Origin of the sequence: Streptomyces sp. NPDC087901, assembly GCF_044742205.1 — a bacterium.
In the GTDB taxonomy this organism is placed as follows: Bacteria; Actinomycetota; Actinomycetes; order Streptomycetales; family Streptomycetaceae; genus Streptomyces.
In genome coordinates, this window is record NZ_JBIUUC010000001.1 from 485586 (window position 1) to 501526 (window position 15941).

Annotated in this window: 12 protein-coding genes; 9 read left to right on the forward strand and 3 right to left on the reverse strand. The window is 71.0% G+C overall.

Annotated elements, in window-relative coordinates; translation table 11 throughout:
* Positions 1-146: 146 nt before the first annotated feature.
* The 5 genes from leuS (at position 147) to ACIOEW_RS02110 (ending at position 8908) form a co-directional block, all read left to right on the forward strand.
* On the forward strand, positions 147-3014 hold the full coding sequence (gene leuS / locus ACIOEW_RS02090) for a leucine--tRNA ligase (protein ID WP_401960523.1): 2868 nt from the start codon (positions 147-149) through the stop codon (positions 3012-3014).
* Between the two features lie 163 nt (positions 3015-3177).
* Positions 3178-3882: a hypothetical protein gene (locus ACIOEW_RS02095; protein WP_401960526.1), complete on the forward strand. Its 705-nt coding sequence runs from the start codon at positions 3178-3180 to the stop codon at positions 3880-3882.
* A gap of 245 nt (positions 3883-4127) precedes the next feature.
* The gene (locus tag ACIOEW_RS02100) at positions 4128-4973 is read left to right on the forward strand and encodes a DegV family protein (protein ID WP_362540778.1); all 846 of its coding nucleotides are present in this window, start codon (positions 4128-4130) and stop codon (positions 4971-4973) included.
* A gap of 708 nt (positions 4974-5681) precedes the next feature.
* Entirely contained in the window at positions 5682-6371 is a 690-nt protein-coding gene (locus ACIOEW_RS02105) for a helix-hairpin-helix domain-containing protein (RefSeq protein WP_401960529.1), read from the forward strand.
* Positions 6368-8908: a ComEC/Rec2 family competence protein gene (locus ACIOEW_RS02110; protein WP_401960531.1), complete on the forward strand. Its 2541-nt coding sequence runs from the start codon at positions 6368-6370 to the stop codon at positions 8906-8908. The genes ACIOEW_RS02105 and ACIOEW_RS02110 overlap by 4 nt, the downstream gene beginning before the upstream one ends.
* A gap of 8 nt (positions 8909-8916) precedes the next feature.
* Here ACIOEW_RS02110 and ACIOEW_RS02115 read toward each other — a convergent pair whose 3' ends face one another.
* Positions 8917-9372, reverse strand: a complete 456-nt coding sequence (locus ACIOEW_RS02115) for a pyridoxamine 5'-phosphate oxidase family protein (RefSeq protein ID WP_401960533.1) — start codon at positions 9370-9372, stop codon at positions 8917-8919.
* A gap of 101 nt (positions 9373-9473) precedes the next feature.
* Here ACIOEW_RS02115 and ACIOEW_RS02120 point away from each other — a divergent pair, with 101 nt between their 5' ends.
* Complete coding sequence (locus ACIOEW_RS02120) at positions 9474-10304, forward strand: arylamine N-acetyltransferase (protein WP_401960535.1); 831 nt, start codon at positions 9474-9476, stop codon at positions 10302-10304.
* 185 nt (positions 10305-10489) lie between these two features.
* On the forward strand, positions 10490-11374 hold the full coding sequence (locus ACIOEW_RS02125) for a YceI family protein (RefSeq protein ID WP_401960537.1): 885 nt from the start codon (positions 10490-10492) through the stop codon (positions 11372-11374).
* A gap of 138 nt (positions 11375-11512) precedes the next feature.
* On the opposite strand, the gene ACIOEW_RS02130 is transcribed toward ACIOEW_RS02125, so the two are convergent.
* Entirely contained in the window at positions 11513-11758 is a 246-nt protein-coding gene (locus tag ACIOEW_RS02130; RefSeq protein WP_362540796.1) for a hypothetical protein, read from the reverse strand.
* A 152-nt stretch (positions 11759-11910) separates the two neighbouring features.
* Here ACIOEW_RS02130 and holA point away from each other — a divergent pair, with 152 nt between their 5' ends.
* Positions 11911-12897: a DNA polymerase III subunit delta gene (gene holA / locus ACIOEW_RS02135; protein WP_401960539.1), complete on the forward strand. Its 987-nt coding sequence runs from the start codon at positions 11911-11913 to the stop codon at positions 12895-12897.
* A gap of 406 nt (positions 12898-13303) precedes the next feature.
* Here holA and rpsT read toward each other — a convergent pair whose 3' ends face one another.
* A complete protein-coding gene (gene rpsT / locus ACIOEW_RS02140; RefSeq protein WP_136325190.1) occupies positions 13304-13570 on the reverse strand; it encodes a 30S ribosomal protein S20 in 267 nt (88 codons plus the stop codon).
* Between the two features lie 213 nt (positions 13571-13783).
* Between rpsT and lepA the strand changes: the two genes are divergently transcribed.
* Positions 13784-15658, forward strand: a complete 1875-nt coding sequence (gene lepA, locus ACIOEW_RS02145) for a translation elongation factor 4 (protein ID WP_362540802.1) — start codon at positions 13784-13786, stop codon at positions 15656-15658.
* Positions 15659-15941: the final 283 nt, after the last annotated feature.

The window sequence follows — 15941 nt, forward strand, 5'->3', positions numbered from 1 at the left end:
CCGTGCTGATCAGTCCCGACCGGTGAGAACGCCTGGTCGGCATCAGCGCGGCGTCCCCTCCTGTGCGAGGGGTTTTTTCGTTTCCGTAGACGCGTGTCCGTAGACGTGGGCGCCGGCAGATGACGATCGATGGAGCTTTGAGGATCATGAGCGAGACGAATTCCGCAGCCGAGGTTGCTGCGCCGCACCGCTATACGGCAGCGATGGCCGCCGACATCGAGGCACGCTGGCAGGACTTCTGGGACGCCGAGGGCACGTACGAGGCACCGAACCCGACCGGCGACCTGGCAGGCGACCCGGAGCTGGCCGCCAAGCCGAAGAAATTCATCATGGACATGTTCCCGTACCCCTCGGGTGCGGGCCTGCACGTCGGCCACCCGCTGGGCTACATCGCCACCGATGTCTACGCCCGCCACCAGCGGATGACCGGCCACAACGTCCTGCACACCCTGGGCTTCGACGCCTTCGGTCTGCCTGCGGAGCAGTACGCCGTGCAGACCGGCACGCACCCGCGGATCTCGACCGAGGCCAACATCGAGAACATGACGGTCCAGCTGCGCCGGCTGGGCCTGGGCCACGACAAGCGCCGCTCGTTCGCCACGATCGAGTCCGAGTACTACAAGTGGACCCAGTGGATCTTCCTGCAGATCTTCAACTCCTGGTACGACACCGACGCGGACCGGGCCCGGCCGATCGCCGAGCTGGTCGCCCAGTTCGAGTCCGGTGAGCGCGCGACCCCCGACGGCCGCGACTGGAGTGCGCTGAGCGCCGCCGAGCGCGCCGACATCCTGAGCGACCACCGGCTGGCCTACGCCTCCGACGCGCCCGTCAACTGGTCGCCCGGCCTGGGCACCGTCCTGGCCAACGAGGAGGTCACGGCCGACGGCCGCTCCGAGCGCGGCAACTTCCCCGTCTTCAAGGCCAAGCTGCGCCAGTGGAACATGCGCATCACGGCCTACGCCGACCGGCTGCTGAACGACCTGGACGGGCTGGACTGGCCCGAGGCCATCAAGCTGCAGCAGCGCAACTGGATCGGCCGCTCCGAGGGCGCGCGCGTCGACTTCCCCGTCGACGGAGCCGGCAGCATCACCGTCTTCACCACCCGCCAGGACACCCTGTTCGGTGCCACCTACATGGTGCTGGCGCCGGAGCACGAGCTGGTCGAGCGGATCATTCCCGCCGCCTGGCCCGACGGCACCCACCCGGTCTGGACCGGCGGCCACGCCACCCCGGCCGAGGCCGTCACCGCGTACCGCAAGCAGGCCGCGGCCAAGTCCGACGTGGAGCGGCAGGCCGAGGCCAAGGACAAGACCGGTGTCTTCACCGGCGCGTACGCGACCAACCCGGTCAGCGGCGAGCAGGTCCCCGTCTTCATCGCCGACTACGTCCTGATGGGCTACGGCACCGGCGCGATCATGGCCGTACCGGCGCACGACGCACGCGACTTCGCTTTCGCGCGCGCCTTCGAGCTGCCGATGCGCTGTGTCGTGGAGCCGTCGGACGACCGCGGCACCGACGCCTCGACGTGGGAGGACGCCTTCGGCTCGTACGAGGCGAAGCTGGTCAACTCCGCCAACGACGAGGTCTCGCTGGACGGCCTGGGCGTCGTCGAGGCCAAGGCGAAGATCACCGACTGGCTGAAGGAACACGGTGTCGGCGAGGGCACCGTCAACTTCCGGCTGCGCGACTGGCTGTTCAGCCGCCAGCGCTACTGGGGCGAGCCCTTCCCGATCGTGTACGACGAGGAGGGCATCGCCCACCCGCTGCCCGAGTCGATGCTGCCGCTGGAACTGCCGGAGGTCGACGACTACTCGCCGCGCACCTTCGACCCGGACGACGCCGACACCCAGCCCGAGACCCCGCTGTCGCGCAACGCCGACTGGGTCAACGTCACTCTGGACCTGGGCGACGGTCCGCGAAAGTACCGCCGCGAGACCAACACCATGCCCAACTGGGCGGGCTCCTGCTGGTACGAGCTGCGCTACCTGGACCCGAACAACTCCGAGCAACTGGTCGACCCGGCGATCGAGCAGTACTGGATGGGCCCGCGCGAAGGACAGCCGACCGGTGGCGTCGACCTGTACGTGGGCGGCGCCGAGCACGCCGTGCTGCACCTGCTGTACGCGCGCTTCTGGTCCAAGGTGCTGCACGACCTGGGCCACGTCTCGTCCGCCGAGCCGTTCCACAAGCTGTACAACCAGGGCATGATCCAGGCCTTCGTCTACCGGGACAGTCGCGGCATCGCGGTTCCGGCGGCCGAGGTCGAGGAGCGTGACGGGGCGTTCTACTACGAGGGCGAGAAGGTCTCCCGCGTTCTGGGCAAGATGGGCAAGTCCCTGAAGAACGCCGTGACGCCCGACGAGATCTGCGGCGAGTACGGCGCGGACACGCTGCGGCTGTACGAGATGGCCATGGGCCCCCTGGACGTGTCGCGTCCCTGGGACACGCGCGCGGTCGTCGGCCAGTACCGGCTGCTGCAGCGGCTGTGGCGCAACGTCGTCGACGAGGAGAGCGGCGAGGTCACCGTCGTCGACAGCGAGCCCGGCGAGGACACGCTGCGCGCGCTGCACAAGGCGATCGACGGCGTCGGCGGGGACATGGCCGGGATGCGCTTCAACACGGCCATCGCCAAGGTCACCGAGCTGAACAACCACCTGACCAAGGCCGGCGGCCCCCTGCCGCGCCCCGTCGCCGAGGCCCTGGTGCTGCTGGTGGCGCCGCTGGCGCCGCACATCGCCGAGGAGCTGTGGCGCCGGCTGGGCCACACCGAGTCGGTCGTGCACCAGGACTTCCCGGTAGCCGACCCGGCGTACGTCGTGGACGAGACCGTGACCTGTGTCGTCCAGATCAAGGGCAAGGTCAGGGCGCGCCTGGAGATCTCCCCGTCGATCACGGACGCGGAGCTGGAGGCGCTGGCTCTGGCGGACCCGGCCGTCGTCGCGGCACTGGACGGGGCGGGCATCCGCAAGGTGATCGTCCGGGCGCCGAAGCTGGTGAACATCGTTCCGGCCTAGTCGACGGTCGTCGTCATGACGGGGTGAGGGCTTTCCGGTGTGAGGGCTTTCCCCTACGGGCAGGTTGGGGGTTCCGACGGAACCCTCCGCCTGCCCGTTCCGTTTACGGTGGAGGGGCGGGTGAAACCGTGCCGTCAGCCGTCACACCATCCGAGGGGCACTCATGGAAGCCTTGATCCTGATCCTGGGGCTGCTCGTCGTCGCGTTCATGGCGCTGGGTGTCTATGCGACCGTCAAGGTCGTCGGGGCGGCCAAGCGTGGTGTGGACCGCACGATCACGCAGGCGCGCCGCACGGTGGAGGACACCACGCTGCGGGCCAAGAGTTACGGGCAGGTGGGCGTCGGCGGCGAGCTGGCTCAGCTCCGTCTCTCGCTGCGCACCTCGATGCGCGCCACGCAGGAGGCGCTGCAGTCGGGTGTGGTCGAGGACGCCTCGCTCTCGGAGTCACTGGGCCTGTTCCAGCGCCTCGGGGTGCACGGCCGTGAGCTGGAAGAGGACCTGAAGCGCCTGGAGCGTGAACCCGACAGGACGACGGTCGCCTCGCTGCTGCCCGGCCTGAAGGAGCGCACCGAGCGGATCACGCGCGCCGCGGAGTCGCTGCGATGGGCGGCCCGGGACCGGGCCCGGCAGTTCGCCGACGACGATCTGGAGGCGCTGAACGCGCAGATCGACGTGGAGGCCGGGGCGCTGCGGCACTGGACGACGGAGGAGCCGGCACCGGGGCGTCCGGCGGACCGCGTTCAGGAGCCGCCGGCCGGGGACCCGGCAGGCGACGAGGGGACTCCGCAGGCCCTCTCGGCCCCGGACCCCCGGCTGCGGACGGGATATCCGTGGCAGAAGACGGCACGGCCGGAGACCACGAACTGACGGCGTCCGGGACCACGGGCTGACGGCACCGGCACCGGAGGCCACGGACTGACTGCGCCGGAGAGCACGGTCTGACTGCGTCCGACGAATGGGATCTTCTTGGCCGCCGTCGGTGGGAGCGGTCGGTGACGGCCTGGGGCCGCAGGTGAACGAGGAGGGAATGATGCGGCACGAAGCGACCGGAACTGATCATTCAGGCGGGGTCGAACTGCCGAGCCGCCTCCCCGGCAGGTAATCTCCCGCTCATGTCCCGCCATGTCGCGATCGTCACCGATTCCACGGCCTACCTGCCGCCCCAGGCGATGGAGCGGCATGGCATCACCGCAGTGCCGCTGACCGTAGTTCTCGGCGACCAGGCGCTGGAGGAAGGCACCGAGATCTCGGCTCGCTCCCTCGCGCTGGCCCTGCAGAAGCGCCGTTCCGTGACGACTTCACGGCCCAGCCCCGAGGTCTTCGCCGCTGCCTACCGCGCGGCTGCCGACGCGGGAGCGAGTGCCATCGTCTCGCTGCATCTGTCGGCGGAGTTCTCCGGCACGTACGACGCGGCCGTCCTCGCGGCGAAGGACGCTCCGGTACCGGTGCGCGTGGTGGACACCGGGATGGTCGCCATGGCCCTCGGGTTCTGCGCCCTGGCCGCGGCGGAGACTGCGGAGGCGGGCGGCAGCCAGGACGACGCGGTGGCCGCCGCCGAGAAGCGGGCGGCGGGCACGTCTGCCTACTTCTACGTCGACACCCTGGACTATCTGCGGCGCGGCGGCCGGATCGGCGCCGCGCAGGCCCTGCTCGGTTCGGCCCTGGCCGTGAAACCGCTCCTTCAGCTGGACGGCGGCCGGATCGAACTGCTGGAGAAGGTACGGACGGCCTCGAAGGCCATCGCCCGGCTGGAGGAGATCGTTGCCGAGCGGGCGGGCAGCGGGCGGGTGGACATCGCGGTGCATCACCTCGCGGCCCCGGAGCGGGCCGAGCGGCTGGCCGAGCGGTTGCGAGAACGGGTTCCGGGCCTGGTCGACCTGCATGTCAGCGAGGTGGGCGCGGTGATCGGCGCACACACCGGACCCGGGCTGCTGGGCGCGGTGATCTCGCCTCGCTGACTTCACTCTCCGGAGTGGTGGAGTTATGCACAACGGTGCGGTTATCCACCGGAATTGGGTGTGCTCAGCGGGTTCCGGCGGAAGTGCCTAGCGTCATGAGGCATGGCTTCCCGATCACATCGTGCAACCAATCGCGCCGACGTCGGCCGTGTCGGCCGTGTCACCCGTGTCTCCCGTGTTTCCCGTGTCAGGCGCGTCGGTAGCGGCGGACATGTCGGCGGCCTCGGCGGGGCTGGCGGGTCGGGCGGGTCCGGGTCCGGTAGCGGGCCGGGGCGCGTTCCGGCCTCGGACGGTCGTGTCCGGAGCGGTGCGGGCACAGGGCCGGGCCGACGACGGCGAGCCAGGGGGCGCACCGCCGCGGCCGCGGCTTCGCGCAGCCGTGCGGACGCGCTGATGGCAGGCGGTTACGGGGGCCGGGTCGCGCGGCCGCTGGTGGGGATGGGCGCGGGTTCGTCGGCGGGCGGCACGGCGATTGCGGCCGGTGCGGCGAGTGAGACGCGTGCGGCGATGGCGGCCCGTACGGCGGGTGTGGCCAGTGAGACGCGTGCGGCGACGGGCGAGGGTGCGGTCGGGTCCGCGCCCGCATCCGCGTCTCCACCCGCGTCTCCACTCGGGGATTCACTTGGGGATTCACCCGCATCCCTGCTCGGGCCGGTGGCCGCGGGGCGGCTGCGGCGGGCCCTTCCCGCAGTGAGGGAGCGGCTTCCGGTGTGGCTTCAGCTCAGGTGCGGGCTGGAGCCGAGGGCCCTGGCCGCACTCACTGTCGTCCTGGTCGCGGCAGCGGTGTTCGCCGCGACGCATCTCTGGTCGGCGCGCCCAGGATCCGTACGCGCTCCGGAGCGGGTCAGCGAGGCCGCGCACGCGCCCGTGGCGGAGACGGATACGGGCGGGGACGGGGGCGGGGATGCGGGCGGGGCCGGCACGCCGGAGCCCGCGCCCGGGACACCCCCCGCCACCGGGCCGGGCGGGCAGGTCGTGGTGGACGTGAGCGGGAAGGTGAGGCGGCCCGGGATCCACCGGCTGCCGGCCGGAGCCAGGGTCGCCGACGCGCTGCGAGTGGCGGGCGGGGCCCGGCCGGGTGTGGACCTCGACAGCCTCAACCGGGCCCGGGTCCTCATGGACGGGGAACAGATCGTCGTGGGCGCCCCGCCGGGCCCGACTGACGCAGGCGGTACGGGAGGAGGCGTCGGCCCTACCGCCGCCGCAGGACCGGTGAGCCTCAACACCGCGACGATGGAACAGCTCGAAACCCTGCCGGGCGTCGGTCCCGTCCTCGCCCAGCACATCGTCGACCACCGCACTCAGCACGGAGGCTTCCGGTCCGTCGACGAGCTCCGTGAGGTCAACGGGATCGGTGACCGCCGGTTCGCCGATCTCCAGCCACTGGTGCGACCGTGAGTACCCAGGACGTCCACGCGGCGTCGGGCCGTCGGCTGGGGAGCGCCGACCCGCGTCAGGAAGGCCCGGTCGACCTTCGGCTGGTCCCGCCGGCCCTGGCGGCCTGGGCGGGTGCCGCACCGGCCCTGGACGCGCCGGGCCGCTGGGTGGCGGCGGGTGCGGTGCTCTGCCTCGGGGCGGCCATGGTCCTCCTGGCCGTACCGGGCTTTCCGCCCTTCCGGGTGGCCCGCGCGCCGCGGACCGGCCAAGCGGAGAGCGGCGGCGGTGGCCGCCGGCGGCTGCACACCACGGCTGCCGCGGCGGTGCTGCTCTGCGCGGCGGCCGGGGCGGCGTCCGCCGGTCTGCACAGGGCCGATGCGCGGCAGGGTCCCGTGCCCGGTCTGGCCGGGCAGTTCGCGCACATCGACGCGGAGCTCACCCTGACCTCCGATGCCCGCCGCACGTCCCCCCGGGTGCGCGGCGACCACAGCACCCCCGTCTCCCTGCTGCTGGACGCCGAGATCGTCCGGCTGACGAGACCCGGCGGCCCGGCCGTCCGGCTGCGTACGCCGGTGCTGGTCATCGTCATGCCCGAAGGTGCGGCCGCACAGTGGCAGCAGCTGCTTCCCTCCACACGGCTGCGCGTCAGTGGCAGGCTGGCCCCGCCGCTGCACGGCGGGGAGCGCGCCACCGCCGTGCTGCGCGCCGAGGGAAAGGGACCGCCCCGTGTCATCGGCCCGCCCACCCGACTCCAGCGCACGGCGGGCGGATTGCGCGCAGGCCTGCGCACGGCGACGGAGGACCTCGGTCCTGATGCGAGGGCGCTGCTGCCCGGACTGGTCGTCGGCGACACCACACGCGTCACACCGGAACTGCACGAGGCGTTCCGGGCGACCGACCTCACCCATCTCATGGCGGTATCGGGCGCCAACCTGGCGATCCTGCTCGTCCTGCTCATCGGACCTCCCGGCACCGCCCTGCGCGTCGAACGCCGCGGACTGGCACCCGCGTGGGGGATCTCTCTCCGGGGGACCGCTCTGCTCGGCGGCGGGCTCACCCTCGCCTTCGTGCTCGTCTGCCGGCCGGAACCGAGCGTGCTGCGGGCCGCGGCCTGTGGCCTGATCACACTTCTGGCCATCGGCACCGGGCGGCGCAGATCGTTGATTCCCGCGCTGGCCGCCGCCGTTCTGCTATTGGTGCTCTACGACCCGTGGCTCGCGCGCAGTTACGGCTTCGTCCTGTCGGTGCTCGCTACCGGCGCCCTCCTGACCCTGGCCCCTCGGTGGAGCGAAGCGCTGCAACGGCGGCGGGTGCCACCGCGGTTGGCGGAGGCGCTGGCGGCCGCAGCCGCGGCTCAGGCCGTGTGCTCGCCCGTCGTGGTGCTGCTCGCCTCCCGGGTGAGTCTGGTGGCGATCCCGTGCAATCTGCTGGCCGAGTTCGCGGTGGCGCCCGCCACGGTGCTCGGGTTCGCCGTGCTGGCCCTGGCGCCGGTGGCCATGCCGGGGGCCGAACTGCTCGCCCGGGTGGCGGGATGGCCGGCGGGGTGGATCGCCTCCGTGGCCCGGACCGGAGCCGCGCTCCCCGGGGCGGAGGCCGACTGGCCCGACGGCCGGCCGGGGGCGCTGCTGCTGGCCGCGCTGACTGTGCTCCTGGTGCTGTTCGCACGGCGCATCGGGCGCCATCCCTGGCTCTGTTCGGCCGCCGCGCTGCTGCTCGTCCTCGCGGTGCTCCGGCCGGTGCCACTGACCCGGGTGCTGACCGGATGGCCGCCGCCCGGCTGGGCGTTCGCGATGTGCGACGTCGGCCAGGGAGACGCCCTGGTGCTCGCGGCCGGGCCCGGCGCGGGCGTGGTCGTCGACGCCGGGCCGGATCCCCGGCTCGCCGACCGGTGTCTGCGCGATCTGGCCGTCACCCGTATCCCGTTGCTGCTGCTCACCCACTTCCACGCCGACCACGTGCGCGGCCTGACCGGTGTGCTGCGGGGCAGGACGGTGGGCGCGATCCAGACGACGAGCCTGGACGAACCCCCGGAACAGGCCGCGTTCGTCAGGCGGACGGCCGCGGCGGCCGGTATCCCCGTGGTGCGCACCGCCCTTGGTGAGCGGCGCCGGATCGGAGCGCTGGAGTGGCAGGTGCTGTGGCCGCCGGGTGGAGCGACCGCCGCGGCCGGCCCGGCGGCACGTCCCGTACCGGAGGAACCGAACGACGCCAGCGTCACCCTGCTCGTACGGACCGGCGAGCTCACACTGTTGCTCCTCGGCGACCTCGAACCTCCGGCCCAGCAGGGCCTGTTGCGCAGTCACCCGACACTGCCCCGGGTGGATGTGCTCAAGGTCGCCCACCACGGCTCCGCGCACCAGGACGCGGCACTGCTCCGCAGCGCGCGTCCGAGGCTCGCGCTGGTGAGCGTGGGCCGGGACAACCCGTACGGGCATCCTGCCCCACGGACGGTGGAGGCGCTCAGATCCGGGGGAGCGGTGGTGCTCCGCACGGACAGGGACGGCGCGGTCGCGGTGACGGGTGCCGGGCCGGGACTGCGGGCGGTGGGCCGGTCATGACGGCGTGTTCACTCCAGCCAGCGGCCGTCGGCCATCAGTTCACGGTCGGCCAGTTCGTTCTTCTCCCGCCACGCCCTGACCGCGTACGGCGTGAAACGCAGGTACACCCAGGCGGAAAGGTCCCGCAGGTCCCAGCCGAGCTTCGCGGCGAAGGCGTCACTCGACTCCGAGGGAAGGTCCGCGTTCTCGATGAGCTCCGCCGTCGCTTCGATGAGGACCACATCGCGGGTAGGACCCAGTGCGATCCGCGCCTGCCCGTCCGACGTCACGTTGACCGCAGTCGGGTTGGTACGCCGGGTGGCCATCAGCAGGGTCCCCCGGTCCCATACGAACGACAGCGGCACCAGAGTCGGTACTCCGTCGGCCGAGGCGGTCGACACCCAGGCGTCCTCGTCCTTCTCCAGATGATCGAGCGCATCCTGCTTGCGCTGTTCGCGGCTGCGCGCCGGCTCCCGATTCGTCATGCCCCGCACGCTAGTGAATACGCCCTGCGTCACGCCTCCGCCGCCGGTCCTAGGACCAACGGCTCAGGCCACGGTGCCGCTTGTGGGGACAGACTGCCCTCATGGACCCGGACCTGCCCCAGACCATCGACGCCTACCTGGAGCGCATCGGCGCCACCCGGCCGGCCCGCCCCGATGCCACGGCGCTGCGCGAGCTGCAGCTGCGCCATCTCACCACCGTGCCCTTCGAGAACCTTTCGATCCACCTCGGCGAGGACATCGTGCTGGAGGAGAAGGCGCTCCTCGACAAGATCGTGGCGGATCGCCGCGGCGGGTTCTGCTACGAAGTCAACGGCGCCTTCGCCGTACTGCTGCGGGCGCTCGGCTTCCGCGTCACGCTGCTCCAGGCACGGGTCCACGGTGACGACGGGCGGCTCGGCATCCCGTACGACCACATGGCGCTGCGGGTGGAGACGGACGACGGCACCGGGCCGTGGCTCGCCGATGTCGGCTTCGGCGACCATGCCCAGCATCCGCTCGCGCTCGACGACCACACGGACCAGGAGGACCCGCGTGGCACCTTCCGGATCGCCCAGGCCCCCGCCGAGGGTGGTGAGGACCACGGGGACGTCGATGTGCTGCGGGGCGGCGCACCCCAGTTCCGCCTGGACCCGCGACCCCGGGCGCTCGACGACTTCCGGGTCGGGGCCTGGTACCACCGGACCTCGCCCGATTCAGGCTTCACCCGGTCGCCGGTCTGCTCGCGCTTCACGACCACCGGGCGGATCACGCTCAAGGGCCACAGGCTCCTCACGACGGTGGGGGAGGAGCGCCACGAGACGCAGCTGGAAAGTGATCAGGAGGTTCTCGCCGCCTACCGCGAGCACTTCGGGGTGCGCCTCGACCGGCTCCCCTCCGAGCGGGGGGCCGGCGTTTCTGTGCCGAACGGGTGACACACACATACGGAACGATCAATTCGGACCTTCGGTAACACCTCCACCCAAGCCCCTGCGAGCCGCTCTGTTTGCCTCGAACGCCACAAGGGTGATCGAATGCATGCTCGTCGGCGGGCCGCTGTTCCGGCAACGGTGTCCAACCCTTCGGCCCGAGGTGAAACAGCCCCCGGGGGTGCGTGGAGATGTTCGGCCGTTGGCTCGGAAACAAGGCGGCGACGGGTGTCGTTCGCGGCAACGCTCTCGCCGGACTCGCCATACCGGACTCCGCGGGTGTCCTCAGCTGCCGAGTGATCGACCCGGTCAACGAGGCAGTGCAGCAGGCTGAGTTCGTCGTCACGGACGCCGCGGGGCGCAAGGTCGTCGGCGGGGAGACGGACTCGTTCGGCAATGTCGTCGCCACGGTGCCGGCGGGAGAGTACCGGCTGGCTGTCACCGCGGAGGGGTTCACCCCGTTCCACGGCTCGGCGGCGGTCGCCCAGGGCGGTCACGCGGGCCTGGGTGATGTGACCCTGCAGCTCTCGGCGCCTCCGCAGCTGCCCGACCCGGGTGAGTGGGAGATCGAGCCGATGCACTCCCAGATCGGTTTCACGGCCCGGCACATCGGGATGGCTCGCATCCACGGCCGGTTCAACACCTTCGCCGGCGCGGTCCGGATCGCCGACCGCATGGAGGACTCGGCCATGCACGTGATCATCGACGCCGCCTCGATCGACACGAACGTTCAGATGCGCGACGACCACCTGCGCTCGGGCGACTTCCTCGACGTCGGCCGCTATCCGACGCTGGAGTTCTACAGCGAGCGCTTCGTCCACCGGGGCGGCACCCGCTGGGGCGTGAGCGGCGCGCTCACCCTGCACGGGGTGAGCCGCACGGTCACGCTGGACACCCAGTACCTCGGCGTCGGCAACGGCCTGGAGGGCGAGACCCGCGCCGCCTGCCGCGCCACCACCGAGCTGCACCGTGAGGACTTCACCCTCACCTGGCAGACGATGCTGGCCCGTGGCATCGCCGCGGTCGGCTCCAGCATCGAGATCGACATGGACATCCAGATCGTTCCCAAGCGCTGATTCGCTGGCTACGGACCACGGACCACGGACCACGGACCACGGTTACGGGTTTCGGGGTGGCGTCCGGAACGGCGTCCGGAACAGCCCCCTGGCAGCCCCGGAACAGCCCTCGGCAGCCCCGGAGTAGCCGCCGAGCCCCTACGGAGCCTCCAGCCATCCCTCGTACTCCGCGGCGAACGCATCGAGCGCCGCGGAGTCCAGGCGCCGGGCCGGGTCCTCCACGACCACCAGCCACTGGGCGTCCTCGGCGTCGTCCTCGCCGGCCAGGGCGTCGCGTACGAGTTGTGGTTCCTCGGCGACCCCGAATCGGTCGGCCAGCTCTCCGGCCGCCTCCTCCGCGGCATCGCGGTCGGGCAGCACCAGTACATGTCTCACATCGCTCACCCGCCCATTCTCGGCTACGGGCTACGGGCTACGGGCTACGGGCTACGGGCTACGGGTCACGGGCCGAGGGCCGAGGGATGAGGACTGAGGGCTACGTGCCAGACCGGCAGTCGCAGCAGGGCTGTCAGCGGCCCGTGGGATGCTGGACGGCGATGGCCACCAGAAGGAATTCCACCGACGACCCGCTCGCCCCCCTCACGCTCGCCGTGGGGCAGGAGGACCTACTCCTGGACCGCGCCGTGCAGCAGGTGGTGGCGGCGGCCCGGGCCTCCGACGCCGACACGGACGTCCGGGACCTCACCTCCGACCAGCTTCAGCCGGGCACCCTCGCCGAGCTGACGAGCCCTTCGCTCTTCGCCGAGCGCAAGGTGGTGATCGTGCGCAACGCGCAGGATCTCTCCGCCGACACGGTCAAGGACGTCAAGAAGTATCTCGACGACCCGGTCGAGGAGATCACCCTCGTGCTGCTGCACGCGGGCGGCGCCAAGGGCAAGGCGCTGCTCGACGCGGCCCGTAAGGCCGGGGCGCGGGAGGTGGCGTGCCCGAAGACCACCAAGCCCGCCGAGCGCCTCTCCTTCGTGCGGGGCGAGTTCCGGACGCTGGGACGCTCGGCGACGCCCGAGGCGTGCCAGGCGCTGGTCGACTCCATCGGCAGTGATCTGCGGGAACTGGCGAGTGCGGCGTCACAGCTTGTCGCGGACGTCGAGGGCACGATCGACGAAGCCGTCGTCGGGCGCTACTACACGGGGCGCGCGGAGGCGTCGAGCTTCACGGTCGCCGACCGCGCGGTCGAGGGGCGGGCGGCCGAGGCCCTGGAGGCCTTGCGCTGGTCGCTGTCGACCGGTGTGGCCCCCGTCCTCATCACCAGCGCGCTGGCGCAGGGAGTCCGGGCGATCGGCAAGCTCTCGTCGGCACGCGGGGGGCGGCCGGCGGACCTCGCCCGCGAGCTGGGCATGCCCCCGTGGAAGATCGACCGGGTGCGCCAGCAGATGCGGGGATGGACGCCGGACGGGGTGGCGGTGGCGCTGAGAGCGGTCGCGGATGCGGACGCGGGCGTCAAGGGCGGCGGGGACGACCCGGAGTACGCGCTGGAGAAGGCCGTGGTCGCGGTGGCAAGGGCCGCACGGACGGGGCGGTAGTGGTGACCCCACGCGAGACGGGGTAGGGGCGCCGGGTTCGTAGGGCCGGCCGGCCTGCCTCAGCCGGTCGGGGTTCGTAGGGCCGGTCGCCCTGCCGTCAGTCGGCCAGGTTCGTAGGGCCGGCTGTCCTGCTCCTCAGCAGGCCGGGTTCGTAGGGCCGGTCGCCCTGTCCTCAGCCGCCGGGCGGGTTCGACGGGGTCCCGGGCCCCGGGACCCGGATTTTCGTACGCGCGCATGCCGAAGGCCCCGGTCGACCCCCTGGGGAGGGGGCCGGCCGGGGCCTTCGCTTTGCGCTTGGTGCGCCGCACCCGCGTGGCGAACGCAGGTTCGGTGTGCGGCGCGGGGTGCCGGTCAGGAGCGGGAGAGAGGGCCCGCTTGGTCCGTTCCGGCGATCACATCAGAATGCTCAGCCCTGGAGGGTGGCAACCTTGGTGGCCAGCGCCGACTTCTTGTTGGCGGCGGCGTTCTTGTGGATGACACCCTTCGAGACAGCCTTGTCGAGAGCGCGGGAAGCGTCGCGAACGGCCACGGTGGCCTTCTCGACGTCGCCTGCAACGACGGCCTCGCGGGCCTTGCGGATCGAGGTCTTGAGCGAGGACTTGACGGCCTTGTTGCGCAGGCGCGCCTTCTCGTTCGTCTTGTTCCGCTTGATCTGGGACTTGATGTTCGCCACGACAGAGCCTTTTCAGGTTCGTTGGATCTTCGGTGTGTGTCCTGCGGCCCAAGGGCCACGAGGCACAGCTGCCCACGGTACCAGCCGCGCTCCGACCGGCCCAAACCGGTCTTCACCCCGCAGGCGTGGGACGATGGAGGCTACGTACAGATCCGACCGACCCGACATCGACCCGAGACACGGCGTTCGGCGTCTCAAGAATCAGGACCCTGCGTGCCCGCGACTCCTCTCCACGTGCCCGAGCCGAGCCGTACCGACCCGGCGCTGATCCGCAATTTCTGCATCATCGCGCACATCGACCACGGCAAGTCGACCCTTGCCGACCGGATGCTCCAGCTGACCGGTGTGGTCGACCAGCGGCAGATGCGCGCTCAGTACCTCGACCGGATGGACATCGAGCGCGAGCGTGGCATCACCATCAAGTCCCAGGCGGTCCGGCTGCCCTGGGCGCCCACTGCCGGTGAGGGCCAGGGCAGCACCCACGTCCTCAACATGATCGACACCCCGGGACACGTCGACTTCACCTATGAGGTCTCCCGTTCGCTCGCCGCCTGTGAGGGCACGGTCCTGCTGGTCGACGCCGCGCAGGGCATCGAGGCCCAGACGCTGGCCAACCTCTACCTGGCCATGGAGAACGACCTCACCATCGTCCCGGTGCTCAACAAGATCGACCTGCCGGCCGCCCAGCCCGAGAAGTTCTCCGAGGAGCTGGCCAACCTCATCGGCTGTCAGCCCGAGGACGTCCTCAAGGTCTCGGCGAAGACCGGGGTCGGCGTGGACGCGCTCCTCAACCGGGTGGTCAGGGACGTCCCGGCGCCTGTCGGCAAGGCGGACGCCCCGGCCCGCGCGATGATCTTCGACTCCGTCTACGACTCCTACCGTGGCGTCGTGACGTACGTCCGTGTCGTCGACGGTTCGCTGAACAAGCGCGAGCGCATCCGGATGATGTCGACCGGAGCGACCCACGAGCTGCTGGAGATCGGGGTGTCCTCCCCGGAGATGACTCCGTCCGACGGCATCGGCGTCGGTGAGGTCGGCTACATCATCACCGGGGTGAAGGACGTCCGGCAGTCCAAGGTCGGTGACACGATCACCTCCCTGCACAACGGTGCGACCGAGGCGCTGGGCGGTTACAAGGACCCCAAGCCGATGGTGTTCTCGGGTCTGTACCCGCTGGACGGATCGGACTACCCGGACCTGCGCGAGGCTCTCGACAAGCTTCAGCTCAACGACGCCGCCCTGGTGTACGAGCCGGAGACCTCCGCAGCGCTCGGCTTCGGCTTCCGCGTCGGCTTCCTCGGCCTGCTCCACCTCGACGTGGTCCGCGAGCGGCTGGAGCGCGAGTTCGGTCTCGACCTCATCGCGACCGCCCCCAACGTGGTCTACCGCGTCGAGATGGAGGACGGCAGCGAGCACATCGTCACCAACCCGAGTGAATTCCCCGAGGGCAAGATCGACAAGGTGCACGAGCCGGTCGTCCGGGCCACGGTCCTGGCGCCCAGCGAGTTCATCGGCGCGATCATGGAGCTCTGCCAGCAGCGCCGCGGCACCCTTCTCGGCATGGACTACCTCTCCGAGGACCGGGTCGAGATCCGCTACACCCTGCCGCTCGCCGAGATCGTCTTCGACTTCTTCGACCAGCTGAAGTCCAAGACCCGCGGTTACGCCTCGCTCGACTACGAGCCCACCGGCGAGCAGTCCGCCGAGCTCGTCAAGGTCGACATCCTGCTGCACGGTGACAAGGTCGACGCCTTCTCCGCGGTCACGCACAAGGACAAGGCGTACGCGTACGGCGTCCGGCTCGTCGCCAAGCTGCAGAAGCTCATCCCGCGGCAGAACTTCGAGGTGCCGATCCAGGCGGCCATCGGCTCCCGGGTCATCGCCCGTGAGACCGTCCGCGCCATCCGCAAGGACGTCCTCGCCAAGTGCTACGGCGGTGACATCTCCCGTAAGCGGAAGCTGCTGGAGAAGCAGAAGGAAGGCAAGAAGCGGATGAAGATGGTCGGCAATGTGGAGGTGCCGCAGGACGCGTTCATCTCCGTGCTGTCGACCGACGAGTCCGCCGGGGAGACCAAGGCCAAGAAGTAGTACGGAGGCGTGGGGCGAGCGGTGGCACGGAGCTTCGCCCCCACTCCCTACCGGCCGGTAGACGAACGGGTCCCCGCATCGCAGAACGCTGCGCCGCGGGGGCCCGTTCGTTATGAAGCGGGGCCCTGTTGCCTCTTACGCGGGGCGCGCGGGCGCTTTACTCTGAGCACGGCTTCGTAGTTACTCGCCAGTTAAACAAGCAGGATCAAGCACGTAGACGTAAGCGGAGAGCACACCGCAACCAGTAGCCCGTCGTGAAGCACTGCCGCAGGCCCGGAGGATG